The sequence below is a fragment of the Bradyrhizobium lablabi genome (genome assembly GCF_001440475.1).
Taxonomy (GTDB): domain Bacteria; phylum Pseudomonadota; class Alphaproteobacteria; order Rhizobiales; family Xanthobacteraceae; genus Bradyrhizobium; species Bradyrhizobium lablabi.
On the sequence record NZ_LLYB01000086.1, the window covers coordinates 53,735 to 67,456 of the forward strand.

At 63.1% G+C, this 13,722-nt stretch carries 11 protein-coding genes; 4 read left to right on the forward strand and 7 right to left on the reverse strand.

Going from position 1 to position 13,722, the window contains the following annotated elements; genetic code table 11:
• Positions 1 to 93 precede the first annotated feature (93 nt).
• On the forward strand, positions 94 to 1,365 hold the full coding sequence (fahA, locus tag CQ14_RS24210) for a fumarylacetoacetase (RefSeq protein ID WP_057860354.1): 1,272 nt from the start codon (positions 94 to 96) through the stop codon (positions 1,363 to 1,365).
• Between the two features lie 140 nt (positions 1,366 to 1,505).
• On the opposite strand, the gene CQ14_RS24215 is transcribed toward fahA, so the two are convergent.
• Positions 1,506 to 1,817, reverse strand: coding sequence for a DUF1272 domain-containing protein (locus tag CQ14_RS24215; RefSeq protein ID WP_057860355.1), 312 nt, complete (start codon positions 1,815 to 1,817; stop codon positions 1,506 to 1,508).
• Between the two features lie 212 nt (positions 1,818 to 2,029).
• Positions 2,030 to 2,497 (reverse strand): Lrp/AsnC family transcriptional regulator, encoded by a 468-nt coding sequence (locus tag CQ14_RS24220; RefSeq protein WP_057860529.1) that lies wholly within the window; start codon positions 2,495 to 2,497, stop codon positions 2,030 to 2,032.
• Positions 2,498 to 2,620: 123 nt separating this feature from the next.
• Here CQ14_RS24220 and hppD point away from each other — a divergent pair, with 123 nt between their 5' ends.
• Complete coding sequence (hppD, locus tag CQ14_RS24225; protein ID WP_057860356.1) at positions 2,621 to 3,739, forward strand: 4-hydroxyphenylpyruvate dioxygenase; 1,119 nt, start codon at positions 2,621 to 2,623, stop codon at positions 3,737 to 3,739.
• Between the two features lie 129 nt (positions 3,740 to 3,868).
• Here hppD and CQ14_RS24230 read toward each other — a convergent pair whose 3' ends face one another.
• From CQ14_RS24230 to CQ14_RS24245, 4 genes are all read right to left on the reverse strand, one after another.
• Positions 3,869 to 4,975 (reverse strand): CaiB/BaiF CoA transferase family protein, encoded by a 1,107-nt coding sequence (locus tag CQ14_RS24230; protein ID WP_057860357.1) that lies wholly within the window; start codon positions 4,973 to 4,975, stop codon positions 3,869 to 3,871.
• Between the two features lie 141 nt (positions 4,976 to 5,116).
• Positions 5,117 to 5,917: an FAD binding domain-containing protein gene (locus CQ14_RS24235; protein WP_057860358.1), complete on the reverse strand. Its 801-nt coding sequence runs from the start codon at positions 5,915 to 5,917 to the stop codon at positions 5,117 to 5,119.
• Between the two features lie 15 nt (positions 5,918 to 5,932).
• Positions 5,933 to 8,272, reverse strand: coding sequence for a xanthine dehydrogenase family protein molybdopterin-binding subunit (locus CQ14_RS24240; RefSeq protein WP_057860359.1), 2,340 nt, complete (start codon positions 8,270 to 8,272; stop codon positions 5,933 to 5,935).
• Positions 8,273 to 8,357: 85 nt separating this feature from the next.
• The gene (locus CQ14_RS24245) at positions 8,358 to 8,843 is read right to left on the reverse strand and encodes a (2Fe-2S)-binding protein (protein ID WP_057860360.1); all 486 of its coding nucleotides are present in this window, start codon (positions 8,841 to 8,843) and stop codon (positions 8,358 to 8,360) included.
• A 514-nt stretch (positions 8,844 to 9,357) separates the two neighbouring features.
• On the opposite strand from CQ14_RS24245, the gene CQ14_RS24250 reads away from it, so the two are divergent.
• A complete protein-coding gene (locus CQ14_RS24250; RefSeq protein WP_057860361.1) occupies positions 9,358 to 11,328 on the forward strand; it encodes a methyl-accepting chemotaxis protein in 1,971 nt (656 codons plus the stop codon).
• 179 nt (positions 11,329 to 11,507) lie between these two features.
• Here CQ14_RS24250 and CQ14_RS24255 read toward each other — a convergent pair whose 3' ends face one another.
• Positions 11,508 to 11,876, reverse strand: a complete 369-nt coding sequence (locus CQ14_RS24255) for a DUF3175 domain-containing protein (RefSeq protein WP_057860530.1) — start codon at positions 11,874 to 11,876, stop codon at positions 11,508 to 11,510.
• A gap of 337 nt (positions 11,877 to 12,213) precedes the next feature.
• On the opposite strand from CQ14_RS24255, the gene CQ14_RS24260 reads away from it, so the two are divergent.
• A complete protein-coding gene (locus tag CQ14_RS24260) occupies positions 12,214 to 13,716 on the forward strand; it encodes an MFS transporter (RefSeq protein ID WP_057860531.1) in 1,503 nt (500 codons plus the stop codon).
• Positions 13,717 to 13,722 lie beyond the last annotated feature (6 nt).

Sequence of the window (13,722 nt, forward strand, 5' to 3'; positions counted from 1 at the left end):
CGGAGAGAACACCTCATCCGGCGCAATCTCCCTCCGGTCGATTTCGCCACCTTCTCCCACAAGGGGAGAAGGAAGAAAGGACGAGCCCCAAATATGCCCCACCCCAACGATCCTAAACTCCGCTCCTTCATCGACGTCGCGCCCGATTCGCATTTCCCGATCCAGAATCTCCCCTACGGGGTGTTCTCCGCCAAGGACGGGCTCGCCCCGCGCATCGGCGTCGCGATCGGCGATTACGTGCTCGATCTCTGGCAGCTCGCGCAGGATTGTCGCTTCGACCTCGTCGAGCCCGCGGTGTTCGCAGCATCCCAGCTCAATCCATTCATGGCGCTGGGGCCAAAGGTGTGGTCGAGCACGCGGGCGCGGATCAGCGAGCTGCTGCGTCATGATAATCCCGAGCTGCGCGACAACGAAAAACTTCGTAAGCGCGCGCTGGTGCCGATAGCGGATGTGACGCTGCACCTGCCGTTCGCGGTTTCCGGTTACACCGACTTCTACTCGTCCAAGGAGCACGCCACCAATGTCGGCGTCATGTTCCGCGGCAAGGACAACGCGTTGCAGCCGAACTGGCTGCACATGCCGATCGGCTATAACGGCCGCGCCTCGACGGTGGTCGTCAGCGGTACGCAGGTGCGCCGGCCGCGTGGGCAATTGAAGCCGCCAACGGCCGAGGTGCCGAGCTTCGGTCCGTGCAAGCGGCTCGATTTCGAGCTCGAAATGGGCGTGGTGGTCGGCCAGCCGTCGGTGATGGGCGAGATGCTCACCGAGAAACAGGCCGAAGAAATGATCTTCGGCTTCGTGATCCTCAACGACTGGAGCGCGCGTGACATCCAGCAATGGGAATATGTGCCGCTGGGGCCGTTCCAGGCAAAAGTGTTCGCGACCTCGATCAGCCCATGGGTGGTGACGCGCGAGGCGCTGGAGCCGTTCCGGCTTCATGGTCCGGCGCAGGAGCCGAAGCCGCTGCCCTATCTGCAGCAGGCCCAGCCGAACAATTACGACATGGCGCTTGAGGTGGGCTTGCGCGCGGCGCCGATGAACGCGCCAAAAAATATCAGCCGCACCAATTTCAAATACATGTACTGGTCGTCGGTGCAGCAGCTCGTGCACCACGCGGCCTGCGGCTGCGCCATGAATGTCGGCGATCTCTTAGGCAGCGGCACCATCTCCGGCCCGGAGAAGGACCAGCGCGGCAGCCTTTTGGAGATAAGCTGGAACGGCACCGAGCCGGTCGAACTGGCCGAAGGCGTGAAGCGGACCTTCCTTGAGGATGGCGACTCGCTCGTGATGCGCGGCTGGTGCCAGGGCGACGGCTATCGCGTTGGCTTTGGCGAGGTCGAGGGGACGATTCTGGCTGCGGGATGATGATCCGTCCGGCATTGCAGGATTCGTAGGGTGGGCAAAGACGCGCAAGCGCCGTGCCACCATCTTCATTCCGACAAGCCCGCAGAATGGTGGGCACGCTTCGCTTTGCCCACCCTACGCAAGTTCGCAATGACGATGCGTCACCGCTCCTGCGGTGGAATATCCTGCAACCGCGCACAATGCGCGGCAACGTCCTCGACGCTGTATTTCAAATGCACCCGCTTGTCCGACGGCAACTGCTTGGTGACGCACACGCCCGGCCGCCGCTCGGTGGCGGGCCGGATCGGTCGCCGCTCAAACCCGCCGCCGCAGTTCGGGCAGACATTGTGCAGCTTGTTCTCCACGCAGTCCGTGCAGAACGTGCATTCATAGGAACAGATCCACGCGTCGGTCGCGCTTGGCGGCAGGTCCTTGTCGCAATATTCGCAGTTGGGGCGGAGTTGCAGCGCCATCGTCGCCTCGTGAGGTGATTCCCCGGGATCATTGCAAATCGCACCGAAAACGCGAATGACGAATTTCCCTCGATTTGGGTCATGCTTTGGCGGCAAAGGGGCTTTCATCCTTCGAGGCGCATCGCTTTGCGATGCTCCTCAGGATGAGGTCTGAGACCCTCATGGTGAGGAGCGCGGTGAAGTCGCGCGTCTCGAACCATGTGGCCCGGATGCTAAGTTCGTAACGGCAGCCTCGAACTCTCCTTCAGCCGATCCAGCACGATCGAGGAGCGCACATGCGCCACGCTCTGATGCGGCATCAGCACGTTGTTCACGAGATCGGAGAGGTCCTTCAGGTCGCGCAGCACGACCTTGAGCACGTAGTCGGCATCGCCCGTCAGCGAATAGGCCTCCTGGATGTCGTCGACGCGGTTGACCAGCGCGCGGAATTTCTTGGCATTGTCCGGCGAGTGTGTCGCCAGCGTGATGTGCACGAAGGCGATCAGGTTGAAGCCGAGCGCCTCGCCGGCGAGGTCGGCGTGATAGCCGGCGATCACCTTTTCCTCCTCCAGCCGCATCCGCCGCCGCGAGCACTGCGAGGCGGAGAGGCCGACGAGGTCGGCCAGTTGCTGGTTGGTCAGCCGGCCGTCGTCCTGCAGCGCGGCCAGCATTTTGAGGTCGAAGGCGTCCACGGAGATCATGTGCAAATGACTCGTTTGATGCACGGATTGTGCGTCATGATAGCCGAACGCGCCCTCGTTTGCATGCACTTTGCGTCCATTTCGCCCGATATTGATCCAGATCAATTTTCGGGAGATTTCGCCATGGGTCCGTTTCCGCATGACGCGCCGGCCGCCACCATCACATCAGACAATCCGATGGGCACCGACGGCTTCGAATTCGTCGAATATGCGCACCCGAAGCCTGAGGAACTGCACGCGCTGTTCCGCCTGATGGGCTATGTGCCGGTCGCCCGCCACAAAAGCAAGAAGATCACGGTCTACCGCCAGGGTGACATCAACTATCTCGTCAACGAGGAGCCCGGCAGCCATGGCCATGGCTTCGTCGCCGCGCACGGGCCTTGTGCGCCGTCGATGGCGTTTCGCGTCGTCGATGCGAAGCGGGCCTATGAGCGGGCGCTGTCGCTCGGCGCGGAAGCCGCCGATATCACATCTGCGCAGAAGACGCTCGACGTTCCCGCCATCAAGGGCATCGGCGGCAGCATGCTCTATTTCGTCGACCGCTACGGCGCCAAGGGATCGGCCTATGACCTCGAGTTCGATTGGCTTGGTGCGCGCGACCCGCGCCCCGCCGGCGCCGGGCTCTATTACATCGATCACCTCACCCATAACGTCCATCGCGGCCGCATGGATGTGTGGACCGGCTTCTACGAAAAACTGTTCAACTTCCGCCAGATCCGTTTCTTCGACATCGAGGGCCGCGCGTCGGGCCTGTTCTCCCGCGCGCTGACCAGCCCGGACGGCAAGATCCGGATTCCGATCAACGAGGACGCCGGCGATTCCGGACAGATCGAGGAATATCTCAACATCTATCGCGGCGAGGGCATCCAGCACATCGCCTGCGGCGCGCGCGACATTCACCGCACCGTCGAGACCTTGCGCGCCTCCGGCCTTCCGTTCATGCCGTCGCCGCCGGATACCTATTTCGAGAAGATCGACACGCGCCTGCCGCAGCATGGCGAGGACGTCGCCCGCCTGCAGAACAACGGCATTCTCATTGACGGCGAGGGCGTGGTCGACGGCGGCCAAACCAAGGTGCTGCTGCAGATCTTCTCCGCGAACGCGATCGGGCCGATCTTCTTCGAATTCATCCAGCGCAAGGGCGATGACGGATTCGGCGAGGGCAATTTCAAGGCGCTGTTCGAATCGATCGAGGAGGATCAGATTCGCCGCGGCGTGCTGAAGGTGGGGAACGCGGCGTAGCCGTCGCCCCGGCGAAGGCCGGGGCCGATAGCCACTGAAGTCGATTGGTGCGGCAGGCTGAGGCTACAGCCGGTTCTAACCACAGCTACCTGTGGGTATGGGTCCCGGCCTTCGCCGGGACGTCAGCGGTTACCGCTTCCAAGCACTCGTCAGTTCCGCAATCTCCGCCTTCTCCGCATCCCGGATTGCCGACGGCGTCCGCGAGAATCGCGGCGCCGGCGCCGGCTGCGTCACGCCGTGGCGTTCGACAAAGATGTTGCGCGCGGCGTTGTGCGGATGTTTTGGCGCTTCGGCCATGGTCAGGATCGGCGCGAAGCAGATGTCGGTGCCTTCCATGATCTTGCACCAGTCCTCGCGGCTCTTGCTCTTGAACACCTTTGTCAGCTTGTCCTTCAGGCCGGGCCAGGCCTTGCGGTCCATCTGGGCGTCGAAATCGGCGTCGGTGAGGGCGGCATGCTGGCGCAGCAGCGCGTAGAACTGCGGTTCGATCGAGCCGATCGAAATGAAGTTGCCGCAGGAGCATTCATAGATGCCGTAGAAATGCGCGCCGCCGTCGAGAAAATTCTGTTCGCGGCCTTCGACCCAGCGGCCGATCGCGGTCATGTCGAAGAACATCGACATCAGCGAGGCCGCGCCATCGCACATCGCGGCATCCACCACCTGGCCCTTGCCGGATTTCGATGCTTCCAGCAGCGCGGCGAGCACGCCGACCACGAGGTAGAGCGCGCCGCCGCCGAAATCGCCGACCAGGTTGAGCGGCGGCACGGGCTTTTCCTTGGTGCCGATCGCCGCAAGCGCGCCGGTGACCGAGATGTAATTGATGTCATGGCCGGCGGCGTGCGCCAGCGGGCCTTCCTGGCCCCAGCCGGTCATGCGGCCGAACACGAGGCGCGGGTTGCGCGCCATCACCACATCGGGCCCAAGCCCCAGCCGCTCCATCACGCCGGGCCGAAAACCTTCGATCAGCGCGTCGGCATTGGCGAGAAGGTCGAGCACCTGCGCGACCGCGGCTTTGTCCTTCAAATCGAGCTCGACGACCTTGCGGCCGCGGCCCGCCACCGATTTCAAATTCTTCTTCGCGCCGACGCGATCGAGCGTCACGACTTCCGCGCCCATGTCGGCCAGCATCATGCAGGCGAACGGACCCGGGCCGATGCCGGCGAATTCGACGATGCGGAAGCCGGCGAGCGGGCCGGAGGTGCGGGCGGCGGATTGGGCGGATGGTTTGTCGAGCACGGTGCTTCCTCGAATAATCTTTTAATTAGCTGATTAGCTAAATTGTCTCGCCTTCCTGGCCGAGTGGCAAGCAAATCTTGGCCCAAAAGCAGTGCGGCGCGCATCGCTGCGCGCCGCATGCATGGCTCAAGGAGGGATAGATCAGCCGGCTGCTTGCACCGCACGCTGCGCCATCACCTTGATCAGGTTGGCGCGGTAATCGGCTGTGCCGTGGATGTCGTTCAGAAGCCCGTCTGCCGAAATCTTGACGCTGTCGATTGCACCGGCCGACCAGTTCGCCTTCAGCGCCGCCTCGATCGCGCCGACACGCATGACGCCGCTTTGCGATGCACCGGTCGCGGCGACGCGAACGTCGCCTGCCGGAGTCTTGGCAACGAACACGCCGGTCAGCGCGAAACGCGACGCCGGATGGTTGAACTTGGCGTATCCCGCTTTGGCCTGAACCGGGAACGACACCGCGGTGATGATTTCGCCGTCCTCGAGCGCCGTGGAGAACAGGCCCTTGAAGAAATCATCCGCCGATATCGAGCGCTTGTTGGTCTTCACGGTGGCACCGAGCGCCAGCACCGCCGCCGGATAGTCCGCCGCCGGATCGTTGTTGGCGAGCGAGCCGCCGATGGTGCCGCGATGGCGCACGGCCGGATCGCCGATCAGCGAGGCGAGGTAGGCCAGCGCCGGGATTGCCTTTCGCACCGTTTCGCTCGAAGCGACGTCGTAATGGGTCGTCGCCGCCTTGACGACTATTCCGTCACCGGTTGCTTCGACGCCGATCAGTTCCTTGATCTTGCCGAGATCGATGACGTCGGACGGCGAGGCCAAACGCTGCTTCATGACGGGGATCAGCGTATGGCCGCCGGCCAGATACTTCGCATCGGAGCCCTTGGCGAACAGGCTTGCGGCTTCGTCGATCGAGGAGGGGCGGTGATAGGTTGTCTGGTGCATGATGTTTCCTCCTCGTTAGCCGTGGATCGCATGCCAGACGCGATCGGGCGTCGCGGGCATTTCGAGCTTGTTATTGCCGATCGCGTCCGTGATGGCGTTGATCACGGCGGCGGAAGCGCCGATCGCGCCGGCCTCCCCGCAGCCCTTGACGCCGAGCGGATTGCCTGGACACAGCGTTGTCGTGTGCGAGAGCTTGAACGATGGCAGATCGTCCGCACGCGGCATGGTGTAGTCCATGAACGAGGCCGTCAGGAGCTGGCCGGATGCGTCATACACCACGCCCTCCAGCAGCGCCTGGCCGATGCCCTGGGCGAGGCCGCCATGGACCTGGCCTTCGACGATCATGGGATTGATCAGCCGCCCGAAATCGTCCGCCGCCACGAAGTTGACGAAGGAGCTCTTGCCGGTAGCGGCGTCGACTTCCATTTCGCAGATATAGGCGCCGGCCGGGAAGGTGAAGTTGGTCGGGTCGTAGAACGCGCCTTCCTTCAAGCCCGGCTCCATGCCGTCGGGCAGATTATGTGCGGTGTAGGCCGCGAGCGCGACCATCGGCAGCGCCAGCGACTTGTCGGTGCCGGCGACCTTGAACTCGCCGTTCTCGATGACGATGTCGTTTTCCGATGCTTCGAGCTGATGCGCCGCAATCTTCTTGGCCTTGGCCTCGACCTTCTCCATCGCCTTCAGGATCGCGGTGAGGCCGACGGCCGCCGACCGCGAACCATAGGTGCCCATGCCGAACTGCACCTTGTCGGTGTCGCCATGGACGATCGAGACCTGGCTGATGGGAACGCCGAGCCGGTCGGCGATGAGCTGGCAGAACGTCGTCTCGTGGCCCTGGCCGTGGCTGTGCGATCCCGTGAGGATTTCGATGGTGCCGACCGGGTTGACGCGCACTTCCGCTGACTCCCACAGACCCACGCCGGCGCCCAGGCTGCCAACAGCCTTTGACGGCGCGATGCCGCAGGCTTCGATGTAGCAGGAGACGCCGATGCCGCGCAGCTTGCCTTCGGATTTCGCTTTTGCCTTGCGGGCTGCGAAGCCGGCATAGTCGATCGCCTTCATCGCCGCATCCAGCGAAGCGCCGAAATCGCCGATGTCATAGGCCATGATGACGGGCGTCTGGTGCGGGAATTGCGTGATGAAGTTCTTGCGGCGCAACTCCGCCGGATCGACCTTCAATTGCCGCGCCGCGGTTTCCATCAGCCGTTCCACGACGAAGCTTGCCTCGGGCCGGCCCGCGCCGCGATAGGCGTCGACAGGCACGGTGTTGGTGTAGACGCTGATCACTTCGGCGAAGATGTTCGGGATGTTGTATTGGCCCGACAGCAGCGTCGCATAGAGATAGGTCGGCACCGACGAAGAGAACAACGACATGTATCCGCCGAGATTGGCGTAGGTTTTGACGCGCAATCCGGTGACCTTGTTGTCCTTGTCGAACGCCATCTCCGCCTTGGTGAGGTGGTCGCGGCCGTGGGCGTCGGTCAGGAATGCCTCGGTGCGGTCGCCGGTCCACTTCACCGGACGCCCGACCTTCTTGGAGGCCCACAGCGCCACCATTTCCTCGGGGTAAATGAAGATTTTTGAGCCGAAGCCGCCGCCGACGTCGGGGGCGACCACGCGCAGCTTGTGCTCCTGCGCGATGTTGTAGAACGCCGACAGCACGAGGCGGGCGACATGCGGGTTCTGCGAGGTCGTGTAGAGCGTAAAATGCTCTTCCGGCTCGTTATATTCCGCGATCGCCGCGCGCGGCTCCATCGCATTCGGCACCAGGCGGTTGTTGGTGATGTCGAGCGAGACGACATTGGCCGCCGATTTGAAGGCCGCATCGGTTGCGCCTTCATCGCCGATGACCCAGTCGTAGATCACGTTGCCCGGCGCTTCCGGGTGCAATTGCGGCGCGCCCGGTTTGATCGCGGCGCGGATATCAGGAACGGCGGGTAATTCCTCGTAATTGACCACCACGGCTTCCGCCGCATCGCGGGCCTGGTTCTTGGTCTCGGCGATCACGACGGCGACGGCCTGGCCGACAAAGCGCACGGTCTCCGGCGCCATCGCCGGCCACGCGCCCATCTTCATGCCGGTGCCGTCCTTCGACGTAATGGCCCAGCCGCAGATCAAATTGCCGATCTTGTCGTCGACGATCTGCTGGCCGGTCAGCACGCCGATCACGCCCGGCATGTCCTTCGCCGCCGACGTATCGACGCTTTTGATCTTCGCATGCGCATGCGGGCTGCGGATGAAGTGTGCGTGGGTCATGCCCACCAGCTTGATGTCGTCGACGTAACGTCCCTTGCCGGTAATGAAACGGCGGTCTTCCTTGCGCACGACGCTTGCGCCAATGCCTTCAACGCCCATGTTCTGTCCTCCCAACCGGAGTTATTTGTTTTCCGCCATTTCCATCGAAACGCGGTCTTGAATTCGAAAATTGCTGGCCGGCGGCTTATTCAGCCGCCTGCGCGACCTTCATGCGCCCGGCCGCATCGAGCACCGCCTTGACGATGTTGTGGTAGCCGGTGCAGCGGCAGATGTTGCCTTCCAGCTCGTGTCGGACGGTCGCCTCGTCGAGGTTGCCGCTGTGGCGGTGCACAATATCGATCGCCGACATGATCATGCCCGGGGTGCAGTAACCGCACTGCAGGCCGTGATTGTCGCGGAACGCCGCCTGCATCGGGTGCAGTTCGTCGCCCTTGGCGATGCCCTCGATGGTGGTGACGCTGGAGCCGGCGGCCTGGCCCGCCAGCACGGTGCACGATTTGACCGCCCGGCCGTCAATATGGACGACGCAGGCGCCGCACTGGCTGGTATCGCAGCCGACATGGGTGCCGGTCAGGTTCAGATGGTCGCGGAGGAGATGGACGAGGAGCGTCCGGTCCTCGACGTCGGCCGACACGGCTTTGCCGTTCACGGTCAATTTGACTATAGACACGCGTGGTACCTCCCGATGTTTTATAATTATTCCAATTAGAAACAGCGGCGAGGGAACTTGCAACTAGGATTTTGATGGGCGGTGTCATTGTGATGACATTCGTCGCGCGTGCACGTGCGGCGACGCTGGCGAATCTTTTCTTACCCTCCCCTGGAGGGGGAGGGTCGACGCCAAGCGGCGGGGTGGGGTGACGGTCTCTCCACATCCAACAGTGCCCGAGATCACCCCACCCCGTTTCGAATTTCGCTTCGCTCATGCGAACCGACCCCCGAGCGAACTTCGCTCGTCCGGACCCCTCCAGGGGAGGGTAAGGCACAAGCCCCGCCCCCACCCGTTGCAACTTTTGCCCGGATTTACCCACCCTTATCCATTCTGCCTTAACTTTGCGCACCGGATCGGGGGCGGGGGCCTCCGATGCCTGTTTTTCAGAACGAAAACGGGGGGTGACGTGCGATTTCCGAAACGTAGCGGCTCGTCTCTTAGGATCCCAACCCTGCGGTTCCGCGCCAAGATCATGCTCGGCTTTGCCGTCGTGCTGGCGATTTCGGCGGCCAGCATGGGGTTTGCCTATCTCGGATTCGAACGTGTTTCTGCCGGCGTGGAGTCCTACCGGCGCAGCGTGCAGGAGGCAGACCTGTCGCGCGACATCGACCGCGAACTGATCTCCTATCGCTCGCTTGCGCGTTATTTCGTGGCGACAGGCAAGGAAGAGGATGGCAAGGCGGCGCTGGCAGCCGAGGCCGGCCTGAAGGATGCGATCATCGCCTCGATGAAGGGGACCACCAACCCGACCCGGCTCGAACAGGTCGCCAAGCTCGAACGCGAGTTCCGCACCTTCACCAAGATTTTCGCCGACATCCTCAAGGTCAAGGACGAGAGCGCGCGCGTCGCGCAAAACCAACTGACGCGCAATGGCCAGTCACTCTATTACAAGCTCGATGATCTCCCCAGCAACGCCGATGAATCCGAGCTTCAGGCGGCCACCTTCAGCGCGAAAAAGGTAGCCGATGAGTTTCAGGCCGTGGTGGGGCTCGCCAATACGTTTGTCATCAACTCGGACAAGACGGTCGCCTCCAGTGCACTCGCGCGCCTGAAGTTTCTCGGCAATTCGTTGAAGGCGATCCCCGCGAACAACGACAAGATTCGCCAGGGCGTCCAGGAGATCTCGGCTCTGCTGGAAGAATACCAGAAGGCGCTCGCCAAGCTGGTCGACAATGCCAAGGAGATCGACGAGCTGACCCAGGAGATGGCTGACTCGGCCGCCGCCATCAACAAGGGCTCGCTGGCGATGAAGTCGGACCTGTTGGCCGATCAGAAGCGGCTCGAGGCCGAGTCGAACGCGACCATTGACGAGACCGAGCGGTTGATCCTGATCCTCGCCGCCGGCGGCTTCCTGCTCGGCTGCGTCTGGGCGTTCCTGCTCGGCACCGGCATTTCCCGGCCGATGATTGCGATGTGCAAGGCGATGCGCGAGCTTGCCGCCGGCAATTTCGAAGTCGTGCTGCCCGGTCTCGGCCGGAAGGACGAACTCGGCGAGATGGCGAGCGCGGTCGAGGAGTTCAAGGTGCAGGCGGTCGCCCGCGCCGAGCGCGACGCCGCCACCCAGGAAGCGCAGAACAAGGCGGCGAGCGCCGCGCGCCGCGCCGAGCTCATCCGCTTCGCCGACGAATTCGAAGCCGCGGTCGGCGCCATCGTCTCCAACGTGTCGTCCTCGGCCGTGCAGCTCGAATCCGCCGCCGGCAAGTTGACGCGGACGGCGGAAACCACCCAGAGCCTGTCGAGCCAGGTTGCGAGCACATCGGAAGAGGCTTCCAGCAACATGCAGTCGGTGGCGTCAGCGACCGAGGAGTTGTCGGCCTCCGTCGACGAGATCGGGCGTCGCGTCAAGGAATCCAGCCAGATTGCGGAAGCAGCCGTCCGTCAGGCCGAGCAGACCGACGGACGGATCGGAAAGCTGTCGCGCGCCGCGCAGGAGATCGGCGACGTCGTCAAGCTGATCACGGCGATCGCCGAGCAGACCAACCTGCTGGCGCTGAACGCCACCATCGAGGCGGCCCGCGCCGGGGATGCCGGCCGCGGCTTCGCCGTGGTCGCCTCCGAAGTCAAATCGCTCGCCAGCCAGACCGCGAAGGCGACCGACGAGATTTCCAATCACATCACCGGCATGCAGGGCGCGACGCAGGAATCGGTCGCCGCGATCAAGGAGATCGGCGGCACAATCGGCCGCATCTCCGACATCGCCGCGACGATTGCGAGCGCCGTCGAGCAGCAAAGCTCGGCGACGCAGGAAATCGCGCGCAGCGTCCAGAACGTGGCGCAAGGCACGCAGGAGGCGGCCACCAACGTCATGCACGTCAACCGCGGCGCGACCGAAACCGGCTCGGCCTCCGAGGAAGTGCTGAACTCGGCGCGAACGTTGTCGAGTGAAAGCACGCGGCTGCGCGAAGAGCTCGATCGCTTCATGGAAAATATCAGGGCGGCGTGAGCGACGGTCCTGTCTATCGTTCCGGCAAGGCGCATCCCATCCAAGGCTGTCATCGTCCGGCTTGACCGGACGATCCAGTATTCCAGAGCCGGCTGTGGTTAACTGAGAAGCCGCGGCGTACTGGATACCCCGCTTTCGCGGGGTATGACGATTGGGATGTTATGGCAAGAAGCCCGCCCTTACTCCCTCCCGAACTGATGCTTCAATTCCACCTTCGCGCGCTCGAGCCGCGCGCGCTGCGTTTTCGGCAACGTCTTGCCGGCGCGGTTGATGTAGAAGGTCAGCATCGACAGCGCCGAACGATAGGCGCCGCTCTTCCGGCGTGTACTATGCTCGGCCGAACGCTTGAGCGATGCCGCGATCTTCTTCGCGCTGGTCTGTTTGAACACGCCGCGCTTCAGGTCAAGCGCGTCGCTTTCCTGTGTCACGCGCTGCGACCATCGCTTTGGCGACGATTTTTTCGGCGATGATTTTTTCGCGCCTGTCGTGCGGCTGTGCTTTCGGGCCGCGGTCTTTTGTGGGCGCGAGGTTTTCCGACGTTCGGCCATGATCGGATCCATTGTTGTTTTGCCGAAGAACGGTCGGTCGGTGGTTCTGTTCCTTTCATTCGCAGCCGTCATTGCGAGCGTAGCGAAGCAATCCATCCACCCACGCGCCGAGACATGGATTGCTTCGCTTCGCTCGCAATGACGGCTGAAAGGCCGCAGCAAGTATTTTGCACGCCCAACACACCATGACAGCTATGCATTTTCGCGGCGCGAAAATCGTCGGAACCCCTGCCAACCGAGGGCGTTATCTCGGTGGCGGGCAGCATGTTTGCCGCAATTGAGCGAGAAAACCTTGGGGCTGGGGCGTTCCGGGGTGTTTTTTCATTGGTCCAATCTGATGGGTCCGACAGCAATACGACACGGTGCGGCTGTGTGTGAGAGTGTCACCATCTCCGCACCGGCGGTGCAGGACAATGACCGCGTCGTCGAGACCAGTATACCTGCGCGACTCGATTGCTTGCAGTGGGGCGGTTTCCATACCCGCGTCGTGGCCGCGCTTGGCATCACCTGGATTCTGGACGGGCTGGAAGTCACGCTGGCCGGCGCTCTGTCGGGCGCGCTGAAGGAAAGCCCGACGTTGCAATTCTCGAACTTCGATGTCGGCCTTGCCAACAGCGCCTATCTCGCCGGCGCCGTGCTCGGCGCACTCGGCTTCGGCTGGCTGACGGACCGGATCGGGCGCAAGAAACTGTTCTTCATCACGCTCGCGCTCTATCTCACCGCCACCGCCGCCACCGCGCTGTCGTGGAACGTCGCAAGTTACGCGCTGTTTCGCTTCCTGACCGGCGCGGGCATCGGCGGCGAATATACCGCGATCAACTCGACCATCCAGGAACTGGTGCCGGCGCGCTATCGCGGCTGGACCGATCTCGTGATCAACGGCAGCTTCTGGATCGGTGCCGCGATCGGCGCGGTGGCTGCCATCGTGCTGCTCGATCCCAAACTGCTCGCGCCCGATCTCGGCTGGCGGCTGGCATATTTCATCGGCGCAGCCCTTGGCCTGATTGTGTTCGTGATGCGGATGTGGATTCCGGAAAGCCCGCGCTGGCTGATGATCCACGGCCGTCCCGAGGAGGCGCACGCGATCGTCGACGACATCGAGAAAGCGTCGACGCGGCATCCGGATCATCCGGCCGATGAAATATTCCCCAAGATCAGGCTGAAGATGCGCAGCCACACGCCGTTGCGAGAGGTGGCGCATACGCTGCTCACGACCTATCGGCAGCGCTCGATGGTCGGTCTGGTGCTGATGGCCTCGCAGGCGTTCTTCTATAACGCGATCTTCTTCACTTTCGCGCTGGTGCTGACCGACTTCTTCGGCATCCCGGCCAACCATGTCGGCTGGTACATCCTGCCCTTTGCTGCAGGCAATTTCCTCGGGCCGCTGCTGCTCGGTCGCCTGTTCGATACGCTCGGCCGGCGCGCGATGATCGTGACGACCTACGGCGTTTCGGGAATCTTGCTTGCGCTGTCGGGCTATCTGTTCTCGATCGGCGTTCTGACTGCGCAGACCCAGACCATCGCCTGGATGGTGATCTTCTTCTTTGCCTCGCCGGCGGCGAGCGCGGCCTATCTCACCGTCAGCGAGACGTTTCCGCTGGAGGTGCGCGCGCTGGCGATTGCGCTGTTCTATGCGATCGGAACGGGCATCGGCGGCGTGGCAGGGCCTGCGCTTTTCGGCGCGCTGATCGATACCGGATCGCGCAACAGTGTCTTCGCCGGCTACCTGTTCGGGTCGGCCTTGATGATCGTGGCCGCGCTCGTTGCGTGGCGATATGCCGTGGCGGCCGAGCGCAAGTCGCTCGAATCTGTCGCACGGCCGCTCGCTTTTGTGGAGTAGGATGAG

Excerpts from the sequence above, each read along its gene's own strand:
- CQ14_RS24240 (WP_057860359.1), bottom strand. The coding sequence starts at position 8,272 with ATGGGCGTTGAAGGCATTGGCGCAAGCGTCGTGCGCAAGGAAGACCGC.
- CQ14_RS24260 (WP_057860531.1), top strand. The coding sequence starts at position 12,214 with ATGGGTCCGACAGCAATACGACACGGTGCGGCTGTGTGTGAGAGTGTC.
- fahA (WP_057860354.1), top strand. The coding sequence starts at position 94 with ATGCCCCACCCCAACGATCCTAAACTCCGCTCCTTCATCGACGTCGCG.
- CQ14_RS24215 (WP_057860355.1), bottom strand. The coding sequence starts at position 1,817 with ATGGCGCTGCAACTCCGCCCCAACTGCGAATATTGCGACAAGGACCTG.
- CQ14_RS24255 (WP_057860530.1), bottom strand. The coding sequence starts at position 11,876 with ATGGCCGAACGTCGGAAAACCTCGCGCCCACAAAAGACCGCGGCCCGA.
- hppD (WP_057860356.1), top strand. The coding sequence starts at position 2,621 with ATGGGTCCGTTTCCGCATGACGCGCCGGCCGCCACCATCACATCAGAC.
- CQ14_RS24220 (WP_057860529.1), bottom strand. The coding sequence starts at position 2,497 with ATGATCTCCGTGGACGCCTTCGACCTCAAAATGCTGGCCGCGCTGCAG.
- CQ14_RS24250 (WP_057860361.1), top strand. The coding sequence starts at position 9,358 with ATGCTCGGCTTTGCCGTCGTGCTGGCGATTTCGGCGGCCAGCATGGGG.
- CQ14_RS24235 (WP_057860358.1), bottom strand. The coding sequence starts at position 5,917 with ATGCACCAGACAACCTATCACCGCCCCTCCTCGATCGACGAAGCCGCA.